Source organism: Streptomyces sp. AM8-1-1 (assembly GCF_032229325.1).
GTDB classification, from domain to species: Bacteria; Actinomycetota; Actinomycetes; order Streptomycetales; family Streptomycetaceae; genus Streptomyces; species Streptomyces achmelvichensis.
On the sequence record NZ_CP135086.1, the window covers coordinates 6,488,172 to 6,505,701 of the forward strand.

Consider the following 17,530-nt stretch of genomic DNA (forward strand, 5'->3'; position numbering starts at 1 on the left):
CGTAAGTGATCTGCGTCCTATGCGCGGGCTCACATGGGAGGGCAAACCGTTTCACCATCCGTTGCTTCAGCAATGCAAAGAGTGAGTGCTTTCCGCGGGCAGGAGGAGATGGATGTCGCCGAACTCGTGCCATAGATAGCGGCGTTCGAGCGCCTCGCCGTACGCCCGCCCCAGAGCCTCACGCCCGGCGATCGCCCCCAGCATCAGCAGATGCGAGGCCTCGGGCTCGTGCAGCCCCGTCAGCAGCCCGTCGACGGCACGCACCCCCCGCTCGGGCGTGACCACGAGATCGGTCCAGCCCGACGTCGCCCCCACCACCCCGTCGGGGCCCGTCGCCGACTCCAGGGCCCGTACGGCGGTCGTGCCGACCGCGAGGATCCGCCCCCCGCCCGCCCGTGCCGCGTTCACCAGCCACGCCGTCGCCGCGGGCACCTCGAAGCGCTCCGGGTACGGCGGCTCGTGGGCCTCGGCGGAGGCCACCCCCGTGTGCAGGGTGAGGGGAGCGAACTGCACCCCCCGGCTCACCAGCTCCGCCACCAGCCGAGGTGTGAAGGGCCGGGCGGCGCTCGGCATCTCCGCCGAGCCGGTGCCGTCGGGGGAGGGGAGCGCGAACACGGTCCGGTACGCGGACAACGGCTGGTCCCCGGCCGTGTACCCGTAGCGGATCGGCCTCCCGTGGCGGCGCAGCAGCCCCGGCACGGCCACGGACACCGACGCCCACCACAGCCGCAAGCCTCCGGGAGCCAGCGGCTCCTCCAGCACCAGATGCTCGCCGCCGGGCAGCTTCACGCGCGCGCCCGCGGGCCCGCCCGCGCGCGGAAGAGTGCTGCCCCCGCCGTCGGGGGCCCGAAGCTCCACCCCCCACCGGCCGTCGTCCCCACGCGTCGAGAAGTGGACGACGACCGCTTCGCCGCCGAGGCGGCCGTTGACGGCGGCCGGCAGCGTGGCGGAGGTGTTGACCACCAGTACGTCACCGGCCCGCAGCAGGCCGGGCAGATCCCGGAATGCGTGATGGGTCACCCGCGTCCCCCGCGAGACCATCAGCCGTACATCGTCCCGACCCGAGCCGCGCACCTCGGCCGGCACCCTCGCCGAGAGCTCCTCCGGCACCCGCAGCGTGTCCAGCACGGCGACCCCTTCCCCCTCCGCGGCCCCACGGCCGCCCCTCATACGGACCCCAGCAGCGCCGGCGCCCCGTACCGGCCGCTGACCGGACGCTCGTCCAGCAGCCGCAGGAACCCCGGGACCACCGAGACCGGATCCGGGCGCGGGCCGTCGTCTTCCGGCACCGCCGCCGCGTACAGATCCGTCCGCATGTCACCCGGGTCCACGGCCCAGACCCGCAACCCCGGCTCCTCGACCCCAAGAACCGCGGTGAGGTGATCCAGCGCCGCCTTCGACGCCCCGTAGCCGCCCCACGTCTCGTAGGCCTCGCAGGCCGCGTCCGAACTCACCGCGATCACCGTCCCCACGTCGGACGCCCGCAGCAGCGGCAACGCTTCCCGGACGAGCCCCAGCGCGGCCACCACATTGGTCTCCAGCGCCGCCCGCAGCCCCTCCAGCGGCAGGGCCTCCAGGCGCACCAGCGGCTCCGCCCCCAGCGCACTGGCATTGCTCACCAGCAGATCGAGCCCGCCGAGCCCGCGGGCCGCGGCCACCAGCTCCACGCGGTGCGCAGGATCGGTCACATCACCGGCCACCGCCACGACCCGCGTCCCGTGAGCGGCCACCCGCCGCGCGCTCTCCCTCAGTACGTCCTCGGTCCTCGCCCCCAGCACGAGGTCCCAGCCCCGCTCCGCGAGAGCCGCCGCCAGGGCGTGCCCCAGCCCTTTCGAAGCACCCGTGATCACTGCTACCGGCATGACGTCCATCCCCTTGTCCGCGTCGATGCCCTCACCGTAGGAACGCGACCTGCCCCGTCACCTCGTGCGCGGGACCCCTCCCTGCTCGGTTCTTCGACCTAGGGCCTCTCGTTGCGTTTCCACGCGAACGGCCGGCGAGGACCTAGGCCTCCCGGCCCGGTCGACTGCGTCCGCGGGCCGATACGGACCGTCACACCCCGCGGGTACGGTGAGCTCATGAGCCACCGACCACGCTCCGGCCTCGCGGCCGTGAGCACCGCGCTCCTCGCCATGAGCAGGCATCTTGAGGTCCGCGACGTGCTGAAGACGATCGTCGCCTCGGCGCGGGAGCTCCTGGACGCGGAGTACGCGGCACTGGGCGTCCCGGACGACCACGGCGGCTTCGCACAGTTCGTGGTCGACGGGGTCAGTGACGAACAGTGGAAGGCGATCGGACCGCTGCCCCGGCAGCACGGCATCCTCGCCGCCATGCTCCGCGACGCCAAGACCGAGCGGCTCGGCGATGTGCGCAAGGACCCCCGCTTCGAGGGCTGGCCCTCCGCCCACCCGGACATGTCCGACTTCCTCGGTCTGCCCGTGAAGGACGGCGACGAGACCATCGGCGCGCTCTTCCTCGCCAACAAGCGCTGCCCGAAGCCGGACGGCGGCTGCGGATTCACCGAGGAGGACGAGGAACTGCTGGCGATCCTGGCCCAGCACGCGGCCATCGCCCTGACCAACGCCCGGCTCTACGAGCGGAGCCGCGAACTCACCATCGCCGAGGAGCGCTCGCGCCTCGCCCACGAACTGCACGACGCCGTCAGCCAGAAGCTCTTCTCCCTGCGGCTCACGGCCCAGGCCGCCGCCGCCCTGGTCGACCGCGATCCGGCACGCGCCAAGGGGGAGCTCCACCAGGTCGCCTCGCTGGCCGCCGAGGCCGCGGACGAACTGCGCGCGGCCGTCGTGGAGTTGCGCCCCGCGGCGCTGGACGAGGACGGGCTCGTCAACACGCTCCGTACGCAGATACAGGTCCTCGACCGGGCCCACAGCGCCCGGGTCACGTTCGACACCTGCGGGGTCCGGGCCCTGCCCGCGGCCCAGGAGGAGGCCCTGCTGCGGGTCACCCAGGAGGCCCTGCACAACGCACTGCGGCACTCCGGCGGCGACCGGGTCGACGTGGTCCTGGCCCGACGCGGCCAGGGCGCGGTCCTCAGCGTCACCGACAACGGAGCGGGCTTCGAGCCCCGCACGGTCCGCCGGGCCGGCCGCCACCTGGGCCTCGTCTCGATGCGTGACAGGGCGGGCGGGGTCGGGGGAACGCTCACCGTGCAGTCCGCGCCCGGCAAGGGCACGACGATCGAGATGGAGGTCCCCGGTGGCTGACAGGACTATTCGCGTGCTGCTGGTCGACGACCACCAGGTGGTCCGCCGTGGGCTGCGCACCTTCCTCGAGGTCCAGGACGACATCGAGGTGGTCGGTGAGGCGGGCGACGGGGACGAGGGCGTGGCCCGCGCGGAGGAACTGAAACCGGACGTCGTCCTGATGGACGTGAAGATGCCCGGCACCGACGGCATCGAGGCCCTGCGCAAGCTGCGTGACCTCTCCAACCCGGCGCGCGTGCTGATCGTCACCAGCTTCACCGAGCAGCGCACCGTGGTCCCCGCCCTGCGGGCCGGCGCTTCGGGCTATGTCTACAAGGACGTCGACCCGGAGGCACTCGCCCGCGCCATCCGCTCCGTCCACGCGGGCCATGTACTGCTCCAGCCCGAGGTCGCGGGCGCGCTGCTGTCCCAGGACGAGCCGGGCAACGGCATGGGCCGCGGGGGTTCGCTCACGGAGCGCGAGAAGGAGGTGCTCGGCCTGATCGCGGACGGCCGGTCCAACCGCGAGATCGCCCGCGCGCTCGTCCTGTCCGAGAAGACCGTCAAGACGCACGTCTCGAACATCCTGATGAAGCTGGACCTCGCGGACCGCACACAGGCGGCGCTGTGGGCCGTACGGCACGGATTGACCAATTGATCGGATCGTCGCGCTCCGGTCCGAGATTCATACTGTCGGGTGTATGTCACCCGGACGGCGCATCCTGATCGTCCGTGGGGCGTTCTCCATGGCGTGCTGCGGCGGCCGGCCGCAGCGAATGTCCAGGAGGATTTTCGAAGTGATGAACCTGAAGAAGGCCGCTGTCCTGACCATCGTCGCCGGTGGCATCGTCGCCGCGGGCGCGGGGGCCGCGTCGGCGTCCGACGGCGGCGCGTACGCCGACGGCAAGGCCGTGGGCTCCCCGGGCGTCGCCTCGGGCAACCTGATCCAGGCCCCGATCCACATCCCGGTGAACGCGGTCGGCAACAGCGTCAACGTGATCGGCGTCCTGAACCCGGCCTTCGGCAACCTGGGCCTGAACGGCTGACACCCCTTCGCCAACGCCGGCGGGCTCGAATGCCCGCCGGCGTCGGCGCGCTCGGATACGAGGCCCGGGGCGGAGCCCCGCGTACGGGCCGGGCCGCACCACTGCCGTACCTGAGGCGGCTCCTTCATCGTCGGCGTGCTGGGGTACCGCCATTCAGCCCCGCCGACTACCTGAGGTGCCTCTGCATCTCGGCGTGCTGGGGCACCAAAACTCAGCCTCGCCGGCGTTTGAGGCGCGGGGTCCGGGGCGGAGCCCCGCGTACGGGCTGCACCACTGCCCTACCCGAGGCGCCCCTTTCATCGTCGGCGTGCTGGGGCACCGATACTCAGCCTCGCCGGCGTTTGAGGCGCGGGGTCCGGGGCGGAGCCCCGCGAAGAAGCCGGGCCGCACCACCCGCCCCACCCCAAGCCCCCGCACACCCAGGTGCCCGGGGCACACGCCCCGCAGACAGGGGCACGGGGCACGTCCCGCACCCAGGGCCCCGGGGCACACGCCCCGGCACAACCCCTACCGCTCCCGCTCCTCCACATACGCGTTGTACGCCGCCACCTGCGCCCGCCGCGCCACCCTCTCCACCGGCCGCAGCGCCTCCCCCCGCGCCGCCATCTCGGACGCGCTCACCGCACCCCCGTGCCCCTTCTCGTACGCCACCGAGACCAGCAGCGCGATCCGCTGAGCCAGCTCCAACACCCGCGCCGCCCGTGGCGGATACCCGGGCGCGAGCGTCTCCCGGCCCCGGTCCGCCCGGGCCCGGTACGCGTCGATCGCCGCCTCGGCCACCGGTCCGGACGCCGCCACATCGAGCCGCGACAGCACCTCCGTCGCCTCGCGCAGCGCCTCCGCCAGCTCCCGCTCCGCCTCGCCGAGCGACGGCACGTCCGCGGGCGGTGCCTCTCGTACCTCCAGGCAGTGCCAGACGACCTCGACGTGCACATCGCCGGCCGGCCCCGCCTCGGACACCTCCGGCACGAGCCCGTACGCCGCGCCGTACCCGACGACGGCCTCCTCCGCGTCGAGCGCCCGCGCGTTGAAGGCGGGCGGTCCGCTGAGCCCCAGCGGATGCCCCGGCGCGGGCAGCGCGACCCGGAAGCCGGTCACCCCGAGCCCGCGCAGCCGCCCGAGCGCCAGCGTGAGCCCGACGGGCCCGGCCTCGCCCGGAAGCCCCTCCACCCGGTGCAGCGCGTCCTCGCCGACGATCGCGAGAGCCGCGTCGTCCGGTGATACATGTCCGGCCAACAGGGCGTTTCCCCATGCCGCCAGTCGTCCTGAGCGTGGTTCCGAAAGCATGGACCCAGCCTAGGGACCGGGCCGGGGGGCGGGGGTACCCGGCCGGTGGCGTAGGTTTTCCCTGGGAGCTGTGCCCACAGGTGCATAAAAGCCCCCTATGACCTCAAGACGATTGCATGGGGAGACAACGCGCTCATGAGCGATGTACTGGAGCTGGTGGACGTATCCGTGGTCCGCGACGGACGCGCTCTGGTGGACGACGTCTCCTGGTCGGTCAAGGAGGGGGAGCGCTGGGTCATCCTCGGCCCCAACGGCGCCGGCAAGACGACCCTCCTGAACATCGCGTCCAGCTACCTCTTCCCGACCACCGGCTCGGTCAGGATCCTCGACGAGCGCCTCGGCGGCGTGGACGTCTTCGAGCTCCGCCCCCGTATCGGCATGGCCGGCATCGCCATGGCCGAGAAGCTGCCCAAGCGGCAGACCGTGCTCGAGACGGTCCTCACGGCCGCGTACGGCATGACAGCCACCTGGCACGAGAACTACGACGCCGTCGACGAGGAGCGCGCCCGCGCCTTCCTCGACCGGCTCGGGATGACCGACTACCTGGAGCGCAAGTTCGGCACGCTCTCCGAGGGCGAGCGCAAGCGCACCATGATCGCCCGCGCGATGATGACCGACCCCGAGATGCTGCTCCTGGACGAGCCCGCGGCGGGACTGGACCTCGGCGGCCGTGAGGACCTGGTGCGCCGTCTCGGCCGCCTCGCCCGTGACCCGTACGCCCCCTCGATGATCATGGTCACGCACCATGTCGAGGAGATCGCCCCGGGCTTCACCCATGTCCTGATGATCCGTCAGGGCAAGGTGCTGGCTGCCGGTCCGATGGAGACCGAGCTCACCTCCCGCAATCTCTCCCTCTGCTTCGGTCTCCCGCTGCTCGTCGAGCGCAACGGCGAACGCTGGACGGCGCAGGGCCTTCCGCTCGGCTGACGGCTGACGGCTGACGGCTTACGGCGCCGCGGCCGCCCTGTTCCGCGCGGCCCCGGTCCGACGCCACTCCCCGACGGCACCACCCCGCTGCCCACGCTCCACCGCGGCCCCTCCAACACCGCAGCGGCGCCCGCCCGTTCGCTGCCGACCTGCCTCGCCCCCTGTCCCGAGCACGACCTGCCGATCTACCATGACCATGTGGAAATCGACGCGTGGGTGTGGTGGCTGATCGGTGCGGTCGGACTGGGCATTCCGCTGGTTCTGACGGCGATGCCCGAGTTCGGGATGCTGTCCGCCGGAGCGGTCGCCGCAGCCGTCGCCGCGGCACTCGGCGGCGGCACGGTTGCCCAAGTCCTCGTATTCGCCGTGGTGTCGGTGGCCCTCATCGCGGTCGTCCGGCCGATCGCGAGCCGCCATCGGGCTCAACGCCCCCAGTTCGCCAGCGGAGTCGACGCACTGAAAGGCCGTCAGGCGGTTGTCCTGGAGCGAGTTGACGGCAATGGTGGCCGCATCAAGCTCGCGGGCGAGGTCTGGTCGGCGCGTGCCCTCGACGCCGATATGAGTTTCGAGGCCGGCCAGCAGGTCGACGTCGTCGAGATCGACGGCGCGACCGCGGTCGTGATGTGACGGAACGAAGCCGAACGCCCAACACCCCAGGCCCAGTTCTGGGAAACTCGATCATCTGCACCATCCGGCAGCGAAGGGCACAGGGAACACGATGCAACCGATCATCATCGTCCTGATCATTCTGGTGGTGCTGGTCTTCATCGCCCTGATCAAGACGATCCAGGTCATCCCGCAGGCCAGCGCAGCCATCGTCGAACGCTTCGGGCGCTACACCCGCACCCTGAACGCGGGTCTCAACATCGTCGTCCCGTTCATCGACTCCATCCGCAACCGCATCGACCTCCGTGAACAGGTCGTGCCGTTCCCGCCCCAGCCGGTGATCACCCAGGACAACCTGGTGGTCAACATCGACACGGTCATCTATTACCAGGTCACCGACGCCCGGGCCGCGACCTATGAAGTCGCCAGCTACATCCAGGCCATCGAGCAGCTCACCGTCACCACCCTGCGCAACATCATCGGTGGCATGGACCTGGAGCGGACCCTCACCTCCCGCGAGGAGATCAACGCGGCCCTGCGCGGTGTGCTCGACGAGGCCACCGGCAAGTGGGGCATCCGCGTCAACCGCGTCGAGCTCAAGGCCATCGAGCCGCCCACCTCCATCCAGGACTCGATGGAGAAGCAGATGCGCGCCGACCGTGACAAGCGCGCCGCCATCCTCACCGCGGAAGGCATCCGGCAGTCGCAGATCCTCACCGCGGAAGGTGAGAAGCAGTCCGCGATCCTGCGCGCCGAGGGTGAGGCCAAGGCCGCCGCCCTGCGCGCCGAGGGCGAGGCCCAGGCCGTCCGTACGGTCTTCGAGGCGATCCACGCCGGCGACCCGGACCAGAAGCTGCTCTCGTACCAGTACCTCCAGATGCTCCCGAAGATCGCCGAGGGCGATGCCAACAAGCTCTGGATCGTGCCCAGCGAGATCGGCGACGCCCTCAAGGGCCTGTCCGGAGCCTTCGGGAACCTGGGCAGCGGCGGAGGCCCCGGCTTCAACACCGGCAAGGAGCGGCGCGAAGAGCCCCCCGTGAGCTGACGCGCACCCCCGGTCGGACACGGGCGGGGCATCGGGCATGATCGGTGCAGCAGGCACCGATCAGCGAAGGGCACAGCGTGACCATCTGGGAGATGCTCGCCGTCTTCGCCGCGGGCATCGGCGCCGGCACCATCAACACCATCGTCGGCTCGGGCACGCTGATCACCTTCCCGGTGCTCCTCGCCACCGGCCTGCCCCCGGTCACCGCGACCGTCTCCAACGCCCTCGGCCTGATCCCCGGCTCCGTGAGCGGGGCCATCGGCTATCGCGCCGAACTCACCGGCCAGCGCAAGCGCGTCCTGAGGCTGAGCGCCGTGGCCGCGATCGGCGGTGTCAGCGGAGCCGTACTCCTGCTGACGCTGCCGTCCACGGCGTTCGAGACGATCGTGCCGGTCCTCGTGGGGATCGCCCTCGTCCTGGTCGTTCTCCAGCCCTGGATCGCCAAGGCCGTCCAGCGTCACCGCGAGCGCCACGGCACCCTCGCCCGCCCCGACGGCGGCCCGCTCCTGCTCACCGGACTGCTGCTCGCCAGCGTCTACGGCGGCTACTTCACCGCGGCCCAGGGGATCATCTACCTCTCCCTGATGGGCATGCTGCTGGACGACAGTCTCCAGCGCCTCAACGCCGTCAAGAACATCCTGGCCGCCGTCGTCAACAGCGTCGCGGCGATCTTCTTTCTCTTCGTCGCCCACTTCGACTGGCAGGCCGTGCTGCTGATCGCCGTCGGCTCCGCCATCGGCGGCCAGGTCGGCGCCAAGATCGGCCGACGGCTGCCCCCGGCCGCCGTCCGCGCGCTCATCGTCGTCGTCGGCAGCGCCGCCATCGTCCAGCTGGTGCTGCGCTGACACACCGGAGCCCGCCCCGGTCGTCCGGGACGGGCTCCCACATCCTTCCGCCGCCTACGCGGCAGGCTGAGCCGCCAGCCACTGCGGCAGCTCGGCGCGCTCACCGGCTCTCATGCCCAGCAGCATCGCGTCGGCCGGCGACGGAACGAACGGCTGGTGCAGCAGCGGCATCCCCGCCTGCTCCGGCGTACGGTCCGCCTTGCGGTGGTTGTCCTCGGAGCACGACGCCACCGTGTTCAGCCAGCTGTCCGCGCCACCGTGCGACCTCGGCACCACGTGGTCCACGGTCGTCGCCCGTCTCCCGCAGTACGCGCACCGGTGCTGGTCCCGTATCAGCACACCCCGTCTCGACCACGGTGCCTGTCTTCGGAAGGGCACCCGTACGTATCTGCAGAGCCTGATCACCCGGGGCACGGGGAGATCGACCGCCGCCGCGCGCACACGGAGTCCGGGGTGGGCCTGCTCGACGACGGCCTTGTCCTGGAGCACCAGCACGACCGCACGGTTGAGTGTCACCGTCGACAGCGGCTCGAAGCTCGCATTCAGTACCAGCGTGTCCCGCATCCCGCCCACCTCCCGTTCACCGGCCCGGCCCTGTTCGGCGGGCTCTGGGCTTGGATCAACTCTGGCCGGGCGCGCCGAGATGGACAACGCAATAAAAGATGCCCTGCCCTGATCTCTCCAAGACCAGGGCAGGGCAAACAACAAGCGAACGGTCAGTGCTCCGCGGGAGCCTCGTACTCACCGATCAGCTGTGCACGGGCAATCGTGTGGAACCGCAGATTGAATCCCACGACCGCGGGCGAGACATCCGCGTCCGGACCGAGCTTCTCGCTGTCCACGGCGTACACGGTGAACACATAGCGGTGGTTCTCACCGGCCGGCGGAGCCGCGCCGCCGAAGTCCCGCGACCCGTAGTCGTTGCGGACCTGAACGGCACCGTCGGGCAGCCCCTCGAACTTCCCGCTGCCCGCACCCGCCGGCAGTTCCGTGACCGACGCCGGAATGTCGAAGACCACCCAGTGCCAGAAACCACTGCCCGTGGGCGCGTCCGGATCGAAGCACGTCACGGCGAAGCTCTTGGTCTCCGCCGGGAAGCCCTCCCACCGCAGCTGCGGCGAGGTGTTGCCCGCCGCCTGGACCTGGGCATCCTTCAGCACCGACCCCGGCTCGATGTCGTCGCTCACGACCGTGAACGACGGCACCTCGGGATGAAAATCGTGCGGAAGGGGTGCCCTCTTGAGCTCGGTCACGTCTGAACCTCCGATGCGGCTGTCCTGTTGAAGCTCTGCCGATCCGACCCTAGGGCCAGTCGTCCGGATCAGCCCGGACGGCAGCACCTAGAGCCAGTTGCGCCGACCGCCGACATCGGCGAGCCACTGGTTGAGGTACGCACTCCAGTCGGTCGACTGGAAGTCGTGGTGCCCCACCTTGAACGCCTTGTACGAGTCGCTGCTCTCGCTGAACAGGCCCGGCTTCTTGTCCATCTCCAGGATGACGTCCATCTCACGGTCGTCGGCGACGAAGGTGAGCTCGACCTGGTTCAGCCCCCGGTACTGCTGCGGCGGGAAGAACTCGATCTCCTGGTAGAACGGCAGACGCTGACGCGTGCCCCGGATGTGCCCGCGCTCCATGTCCGCGCTCTTGAAGCGGAAGCCGAGCTGGATGAACGCGTCCAGGATCGCCTGCTGCGCCGGCAGCGGGTGCACATTGATCGGGTCCAGGTCGCCCGAGTCCACGGCGCGCGCGATCTCCAGCTCCGTGGTCACACCGATGTTCATCCCGCGCAGCTGCTGACCGGCGACGCTCGTCACCGGCGTCTCCCACGGAATCTCCAGCCCGAACGGCACCACGTGCACCGCGCCGGCCTTCACCTCGAAGGCGCCACCGAGACGCTGCTTGGTGAACTCGATGTCCTGCTTGACCTCCTGGTCACCGCCCTCGACCTCGACGCGCGCCTGGAGTCCGACGGACAGCCCCTCGATCTGCTGGTCCACCGAACCGCCCTGGATACGCACCTCGCCCTGGACGACCCCGCCCGGCACGACGTTCTCCTCGGTGAGCACTGTCTCGACGGAGGCGCCGCCGGCGCCCATGCTCGCGAGCAGCTTCTTGAAGCCCATGTCCACTCCTTCTAGGTCCTGACCCCTACATACGCGCCCACGACCGTAGCCGGTTCCCCGGGTACCCTCGGACGCCATGATCGAGAGTCCCGACCGTACGCCGTTGTCGCGGGAGTTCTTCGACCGCCCTGTACTGGAGGTCGCACCCGAACTCCTCGGCTGCACCCTCGCACGCCACCACGACGACGGTTCCATCGAACTGCGCATCACCGAGGTGGAGGCGTACGCGGGGGAGCTCGACCCCGGTTCCCACGCCTTCCGCGGCCGCACCGCCCGCAACGACGTCATGTTCGGACCGCCCGGTCACGCGTACGTCTACTTCACCTACGGCATGTGGCACTGCCTCAACGTGGTGTGCGGCCCGGTCGGCCGCGCCGGCGGTGTCCTGCTGCGAGCCGGTGAGGTACTGGTAGGCGCGGAGCACACCCGCAAACGTCGAATCTCGGCCCGTCATGACAGAGAACTGGCCAAGGGGCCGGCCCGTCTGGCCACGGCACTCGACGTCGACCGCACCCTCAACGGTGCGGACTTCTGCGCCGACGGTCACTCACCCCTGACCCTGCTCCCCGGCAACGCCCCTGCCCCTGACCAGGTCCGCAACGGTCCGCGCACGGGCGTCGGCGGCGACGGAGCCCACCACCCATGGCGCTTCTGGATCGACGGAGACCCCACGGTGAGCCCGTACCGGGCACACACGCCGCGCCGCAGGGCAACTTGACTCGGCCTCCCGAGACGCCTAACGTAGCCCGAGCCGCTTGAGACAGGCCCTGCTGTTCAGCAACCTGAAGCGGCCACCCACTACAGACGACCAGCCCAGAACGGGTTCGATTTCGGCATGCCGAAATCCTGCCCCGGTGACTCGATTATGAGCAGCCAAGGGAATCGGTTAACGTAGTGAATGTGCCGAAAGGCAAAAGGCCTTCCAACGGCCACTGGATCGAATTCCACACCGGAAACGGAACGGAAAGAGTCTGGTAAGGTTGGAAACGAAGGGAAGCGCCCGGAGGGCCCGGAAACGGGAACAAAGGAAGCGTCCGTTCCTTGAGAACTCAACAGCGTGCCAAAAGTCAACGCCAGATATGTTGATACCCCGTCCATCTTCGGATGGCGAGGTTCCTTTGAAAGTCCTGCCGGCCCTTGTGGTTGGTAGGCAATGACACAGCGAGGACGCTGTGAACAGTCGGTCTTATTCCGATCGGCTGTTCCGCTCTTGTGGTGTTCATCCCGATTACGGGAAAACATTCATGGAGAGTTTGATCCTGGCTCAGGACGAACGCTGGCGGCGTGCTTAACACATGCAAGTCGAACGATGAAGCCCTTCGGGGTGGATTAGTGGCGAACGGGTGAGTAACACGTGGGCAATCTGCCCTTCACTCTGGGACAAGCCCTGGAAACGGGGTCTAATACCGGATAACACTCCTTCCTGCATGGGAAGGGGTTGAAAGCTCCGGCGGTGAAGGATGAGCCCGCGGCCTATCAGCTTGTTGGTGGGGTGATGGCCTACCAAGGCGACGACGGGTAGCCGGCCTGAGAGGGCGACCGGCCACACTGGGACTGAGACACGGCCCAGACTCCTACGGGAGGCAGCAGTGGGGAATATTGCACAATGGGCGAAAGCCTGATGCAGCGACGCCGCGTGAGGGATGACGGCCTTCGGGTTGTAAACCTCTTTCAGCAGGGAAGAAGCGAAAGTGACGGTACCTGCAGAAGAAGCGCCGGCTAACTACGTGCCAGCAGCCGCGGTAATACGTAGGGCGCAAGCGTTGTCCGGAATTATTGGGCGTAAAGAGCTCGTAGGCGGCTTGTCACGTCGGATGTGAAAGCCCGGGGCTTAACCCCGGGTCTGCATTCGATACGGGCTAGCTAGAGTGTGGTAGGGGAGATCGGAATTCCTGGTGTAGCGGTGAAATGCGCAGATATCAGGAGGAACACCGGTGGCGAAGGCGGATCTCTGGGCCATTACTGACGCTGAGGAGCGAAAGCGTGGGGAGCGAACAGGATTAGATACCCTGGTAGTCCACGCCGTAAACGTTGGGAACTAGGTGTTGGCGACATTCCACGTCGTCGGTGCCGCAGCTAACGCATTAAGTTCCCCGCCTGGGGAGTACGGCCGCAAGGCTAAAACTCAAAGGAATTGACGGGGGCCCGCACAAGCAGCGGAGCATGTGGCTTAATTCGACGCAACGCGAAGAACCTTACCAAGGCTTGACATCGCCCGGAAAGCATCAGAGATGGTGCCCCCCTTGTGGTCGGGTGACAGGTGGTGCATGGCTGTCGTCAGCTCGTGTCGTGAGATGTTGGGTTAAGTCCCGCAACGAGCGCAACCCTTGTTCTGTGTTGCCAGCATGCCCTTCGGGGTGATGGGGACTCACAGGAGACTGCCGGGGTCAACTCGGAGGAAGGTGGGGACGACGTCAAGTCATCATGCCCCTTATGTCTTGGGCTGCACACGTGCTACAATGGCCGGTACAATGAGCTGCGATGCCGCGAGGCGGAGCGAATCTCAAAAAGCCGGTCTCAGTTCGGATTGGGGTCTGCAACTCGACCCCATGAAGTCGGAGTTGCTAGTAATCGCAGATCAGCATTGCTGCGGTGAATACGTTCCCGGGCCTTGTACACACCGCCCGTCACGTCACGAAAGTCGGTAACACCCGAAGCCGGTGGCCCAACCCCTTGTGGGAGGGAGCTGTCGAAGGTGGGACTGGCGATTGGGACGAAGTCGTAACAAGGTAGCCGTACCGGAAGGTGCGGCTGGATCACCTCCTTTCTAAGGAGCATCTAGATCTCGCAAGAGATCCAGAGCCACTACGTCGGCAAATGTTCGACGGTGGTCAGCTCATGGGTGGAACGTTGACTATTCGGCACGGTTTTCTGGTTGTCACTAGTACTGCTTCGGCGTGGAACGTGAGGACGAGGGAATTGTGCCGGGCGCGCTGTTGGGTATCTGAGGGTGCGAGCGTGAGCTCGTCCTTCGCGATGCCGGCCCCAGTGAACTCGCTGTTTTCAGCGGGGTGGTGGGTGGCTGGTCGTTGCTTGAGAACTGCACAGTGGACGCGAGCATCTGTGGCCAAGTTTTTAAGGGCGCACGGTGGATGCCTTGGCACCAGGAACCGATGAAGGACGTGGGAGGCCACGATAGTCCCCGGGGAGTCGTCAACCAGGCTTTGATCCGGGGGTTTCCGAATGGGGAAACCCGGCAGTCGTCATGGGCTGTCACCCGCTGCTGAACACATAGGCAGTGTGGAGGGAACGAGGGGAAGTGAAACATCTCAGTACCCTCAGGAAGAGAAAACAACCGTGATTCCGGGAGTAGTGGCGAGCGAAACCGGATGAGGCCAAACCGTATGCGTGTGATACCCGGCAGGGGTTGCGCATGCGGGGTTGTGGGATCTCTTTATCATCGTCTGCCGGCGGTGAGACGAGTCAGAAACCGTATGGATAGGCGAAGGACATGCGAAAGGTCCGGCGTAGAGGGTAAGACCCCCGTAGCTGAAATTCATGCGGCTCGTTTAAGAGACACCCAAGTAGCACGGGGCCCGAGAAATCCCGTGTGAATCTGGCGGGACCACCCGTTAAGCCTAAATATTCCCTGGTGACCGATAGCGGATAGTACCGTGAGGGAATGGTGAAAAGTACCGCGGGAGCGGAGTGAAATAGTACCTGAAACCGTGTGCCTACAAGCCGTGGGAGCGTCGCGCAAGGAACTTGTTCCTTGCGTCGTGACTGCGTGCCTTTTGAAGAATGAGCCTGCGAGTTTGCGGTGTGTTGCGAGGTTAACCCGTGTGGGGAAGCCGTAGCGAAAGCGAGTCCGAATAGGGCGACATAGTAGCGCGCTCAAGACCCGAAGCGGAGTGATCTAGCCATGGGCAGGTTGAAGCGGCTGTAAGAGGTCGTGGAGGACCGAACCCACCAGGGTTGAAAACCTGGGGGATGACCTGTGGTTAGGGGTGAAAGGCCAATCAAACTCCGTGATAGCTGGTTCTCCCCGAAATGCATTTAGGTGCAGCGTCGTGTGTTTCTTGCCGGAGGTAGAGCACTGGATAGGCGATGGGCCCTACCGGGTTACTGACCTTAGCCAAACTCCGAATGCCGGTAAGTGAGAGCACGGCAGTGAGACTGTGGGGGATAAGCTCCATGGTCGAGAGGGAAACAGCCCAGAGCATCGACTAAGGCCCCTAAGCGTACGCTAAGTGGGAAAGGATGTGGAGTCGCAGAGACAACCAGGAGGTTGGCTTAGAAGCAGCCACCCTTGAAAGAGTGCGTAATAGCTCACTGGTCAAGTGATTCCGCGCCGACAATGTAGCGGGGCTCAAGCGTACCGCCGAAGTCGTGTCATTCGTACACATATCCCCAACGGGAGTACGGATGGGTAGGGGAGCGTCGTGTGCCGGGTGAAGCCGCGCCGGAAGGCAGTGGTGGACGGTTCACGAGTGAGAATGCAGGCATGAGTAGCGATACACACGTGAGAAACGTGTGCGCCGATTGACTAAGGGTTCCTGGGTCAAGCTGATCTGCCCAGGGTAAGTCGGGACCTAAGGCGAGGCCGACAGGCGTAGTCGATGGACAACCGGTTGATATTCCGGTACCCGCTTTGAAACGCCCAATATCGAGCCCATTAATGCTAAGCCCGTGAAGCCGTTCCGGACCCTTCGGGGAAAGGAAAGTGGTGGAGTCGGCGATCCAAGGTGGTAGTAGGTAAGCGATGGGGTGACGCAGGAAGGTAGTCCAGCCCGGGCGGTGGTAGTCCCGGGGTAAGGGTGTAGGGCGCTGTCCAGGCAAATCCGGACAGCACATAGCCTGAGACCTGATGCCGAGCCGATTGTGGTGAAGTGGATGATCCTATGCTGTCGAGAAAAGCCTCTAGCGAGTTTCATGGCGGCCCGTACCCTAAACCGACTCAGGTGGTCAGGTAGAGAATACCGAGGCGTTCGGGTGAACTATGGTTAAGGAACTCGGCAAAATGCCCCCGTAACTTCGGGAGAAGGGGGGCCATCACTGGTGAGAGGACTTGCTCCTCGAGCTGGGGGTGGCCGCAGAGACCAGCGAGAAGCGACTGTTTACTAAAAACACAGGTCCGTGCGAAGCCGTAAGGCGATGTATACGGACTGACGCCTGCCCGGTGCTGGAACGTTAAGGGGACCGGTTAGTACGCTTTCGGGCGTGCGAAGCTGAGAACTTAAGCGCCAGTAAACGGCGGTGGTAACTATAACCATCCTAAGGTAGCGAAATTCCTTGTCGGGTAAGTTCCGACCTGCACGAATGGCGTAACGACTTCTCGACTGTCTCAACCATAGGCCCGGTGAAATTGCACTACGAGTAAAGATGCTCGTTTCGCGCAGCAGGACGGAAAGACCCCGGGACCTTTACTACAGTTTGATATTGGTGTTCGGTTCGGCTTGTGTAGGATAGGTGGGAGACTGTGAAGCGGCCACGCCAGTGGTTGTGGAGTCATCGTTGAAATACCACTCTGGTCGTGCTGGATGTCTAACCTGGGTCCGTGATCCGGATCAGGGACAGTGTCTGATGGGTAGTTTAACTGGGGCGGTTGCCTCCCAAAGGGTAACGGAGGCGCCCAAAGGTTCCCTCAGCCTGGTTGGCAATCAGGTGTTGAGTGTAAGTGCACAAGGGAGCTTGACTGTGAGACCGACGGGTCGAGCAGGGACGAAAGTCGGGACTAGTGATCCGGCGGTGGCTTGTGGAAGCGCCGTCGCTCAACGGATAAAAGGTACCCCGGGGATAACAGGCTGATCTTCCCCAAGAGTCCATATCGACGGGATGGTTTGGCACCTCGATGTCGGCTCGTCGCATCCTGGGGCTGGAGTCGGTCCCAAGGGTTGGGCTGTTCGCCCATTAAAGCGGTACGCGAGCTGGGTTTAGAACGTCGTGAGACAGTTCGGTCCCTATCCGCTGTGCGCGTAGGAATATTGAGAAGGGCTGTCCCTAGTACGAGAGGACCGGGACGGACGAACCTCTGGTGTGCCAGTTGTCCTGCCAAGGGCATGGCTGGTTGGCTACGTTCGGGAGGGATAACCGCTGAAAGCATCTAAGCGGGAAGCCTGCTTCGAGATGAGTATTCCCACCTCCTTGAGAGGGTAAGGCTCCCAGTAGACGACTGGGTTGATAGGCCGGATATGGAAGCCCAGTAATGGGTGGAGTTGACCGGTACTAATAGGCCGAGGGCTTGTCCTCAGTTGCTCGCGTCCACTGTGTGGTTCCCGGGTTGCGAACAGTCGCACCGGTTGAACCAAGTTTCACTACTTAATTGAAAAGTGTGCTTGTTCGCTAGAACCCGATAGGGTTTCGGTGGTCATAGCGTTAGGGAAACGCCCGGTTCCATTCCGAACCCGGAAGCTAAGCCTTTCAGCGCCGATGGTACTGCAGGGGGGACCCTGTGGGAGAGTAGGACGCCGCCGAACAATCTTTAAGGACCCGTGGTCCAGCGTTCACG

The 17,530-nt window shown here is 66.4% G+C and carries 14 protein-coding genes and 3 rRNA genes; 11 read left to right on the forward strand and 6 right to left on the reverse strand.

Annotated elements, in window-relative coordinates:
• Positions 1-66 precede the first annotated feature (66 nt).
• Together RPQ07_RS28920 and RPQ07_RS28925 are read right to left on the reverse strand one after the other, a co-directional pair.
• Positions 67-1,170, reverse strand: a complete 1,104-nt coding sequence (locus RPQ07_RS28920; RefSeq protein WP_313947152.1) for an S-adenosylmethionine:tRNA ribosyltransferase-isomerase — start codon at positions 1,168-1,170, stop codon at positions 67-69.
• On the reverse strand, positions 1,167-1,862 hold the full coding sequence (locus RPQ07_RS28925; RefSeq protein WP_313947153.1) for an SDR family oxidoreductase: 696 nt from the start codon (positions 1,860-1,862) through the stop codon (positions 1,167-1,169). Before RPQ07_RS28925 ends, RPQ07_RS28920 begins: the two co-directional genes overlap by 4 nt.
• Positions 1,863-2,078: 216 nt before the next feature.
• Here RPQ07_RS28925 and RPQ07_RS28930 point away from each other — a divergent pair, with 216 nt between their 5' ends.
• The 3 genes from RPQ07_RS28930 to chpE all read left to right on the forward strand — a co-directional run bounded on the left by RPQ07_RS28930 (position 2,079) and on the right by chpE (position 4,249).
• The gene (locus RPQ07_RS28930; RefSeq protein ID WP_313947154.1) at positions 2,079-3,224 is read left to right on the forward strand and encodes a GAF domain-containing sensor histidine kinase; all 1,146 of its coding nucleotides are present in this window, start codon (positions 2,079-2,081) and stop codon (positions 3,222-3,224) included.
• A complete protein-coding gene (locus RPQ07_RS28935; protein WP_313947155.1) occupies positions 3,217-3,861 on the forward strand; it encodes a response regulator transcription factor in 645 nt (214 codons plus the stop codon). The genes RPQ07_RS28930 and RPQ07_RS28935 overlap by 8 nt, the downstream gene beginning before the upstream one ends.
• A 139-nt stretch (positions 3,862-4,000) precedes the next feature.
• On the forward strand, positions 4,001-4,249 hold the full coding sequence (gene chpE / locus RPQ07_RS28940; protein ID WP_313947156.1) for a chaplin ChpE: 249 nt from the start codon (positions 4,001-4,003) through the stop codon (positions 4,247-4,249).
• 507 nt (positions 4,250-4,756) lie between these two features.
• Here the strand turns inward: chpE and RPQ07_RS28945 are convergent.
• Positions 4,757-5,536 carry a hypothetical protein gene (locus RPQ07_RS28945; RefSeq protein WP_313947157.1) on the reverse strand — a complete coding sequence of 260 codons (780 nt, stop codon included), beginning with the start codon at positions 5,534-5,536 and terminating at the stop codon, positions 4,757-4,759.
• 135 nt (positions 5,537-5,671) lie between these two features.
• Here RPQ07_RS28945 and RPQ07_RS28950 point away from each other — a divergent pair, with 135 nt between their 5' ends.
• From RPQ07_RS28950 to RPQ07_RS28965, 4 genes are all read left to right on the forward strand, one after another.
• Positions 5,672-6,463, forward strand: coding sequence for an ABC transporter ATP-binding protein (locus tag RPQ07_RS28950; RefSeq protein ID WP_313947158.1), 792 nt, complete (start codon positions 5,672-5,674; stop codon positions 6,461-6,463).
• A 198-nt stretch (positions 6,464-6,661) separates the two neighbouring features.
• Positions 6,662-7,090, forward strand: a complete 429-nt coding sequence (locus tag RPQ07_RS28955) for an NfeD family protein (RefSeq protein WP_313947159.1) — start codon at positions 6,662-6,664, stop codon at positions 7,088-7,090.
• Between the two features lie 91 nt (positions 7,091-7,181).
• Entirely contained in the window at positions 7,182-8,114 is a 933-nt protein-coding gene (locus RPQ07_RS28960) for an SPFH domain-containing protein (protein ID WP_313947160.1), read from the forward strand.
• Positions 8,115-8,191: 77 nt separating this feature from the next.
• The gene (locus RPQ07_RS28965; protein ID WP_313947161.1) at positions 8,192-8,959 is read left to right on the forward strand and encodes a sulfite exporter TauE/SafE family protein; all 768 of its coding nucleotides are present in this window, start codon (positions 8,192-8,194) and stop codon (positions 8,957-8,959) included.
• Between the two features lie 54 nt (positions 8,960-9,013).
• On the opposite strand, the gene RPQ07_RS28970 is transcribed toward RPQ07_RS28965, so the two are convergent.
• From RPQ07_RS28970 to RPQ07_RS28980, 3 genes are all read right to left on the reverse strand, one after another.
• A complete protein-coding gene (locus RPQ07_RS28970) occupies positions 9,014-9,523 on the reverse strand; it encodes an HNH endonuclease (RefSeq protein ID WP_313947162.1) in 510 nt (169 codons plus the stop codon).
• 152 nt (positions 9,524-9,675) lie between these two features.
• Positions 9,676-10,212: a YbhB/YbcL family Raf kinase inhibitor-like protein gene (locus RPQ07_RS28975; RefSeq protein ID WP_313947163.1), complete on the reverse strand. Its 537-nt coding sequence runs from the start codon at positions 10,210-10,212 to the stop codon at positions 9,676-9,678.
• A gap of 87 nt (positions 10,213-10,299) precedes the next feature.
• Positions 10,300-11,082, reverse strand: coding sequence for a sporulation protein (locus RPQ07_RS28980; protein WP_313947164.1), 783 nt, complete (start codon positions 11,080-11,082; stop codon positions 10,300-10,302).
• A gap of 76 nt (positions 11,083-11,158) precedes the next feature.
• Between RPQ07_RS28980 and RPQ07_RS28985 the strand changes: the two genes are divergently transcribed.
• The 4 genes from RPQ07_RS28985 to rrf all read left to right on the forward strand — a co-directional run bounded on the left by RPQ07_RS28985 (position 11,159) and on the right by rrf (position 17,498).
• Positions 11,159-11,800 carry a DNA-3-methyladenine glycosylase gene (locus tag RPQ07_RS28985; RefSeq protein ID WP_313947165.1) on the forward strand — a complete coding sequence of 214 codons (642 nt, stop codon included), beginning with the start codon at positions 11,159-11,161 and terminating at the stop codon, positions 11,798-11,800.
• A gap of 523 nt (positions 11,801-12,323) precedes the next feature.
• A 16S ribosomal RNA gene (locus RPQ07_RS28990) occupies positions 12,324-13,849 on the forward strand.
• A gap of 298 nt (positions 13,850-14,147) precedes the next feature.
• Positions 14,148-17,271 (forward strand): 23S ribosomal RNA (locus RPQ07_RS28995).
• Between the two features lie 110 nt (positions 17,272-17,381).
• A 5S ribosomal RNA gene (gene rrf / locus RPQ07_RS29000) occupies positions 17,382-17,498 on the forward strand.
• The 16S, 23S and 5S rRNA genes sit together here, the layout of an rRNA operon.
• Positions 17,499-17,530 lie beyond the last annotated feature (32 nt).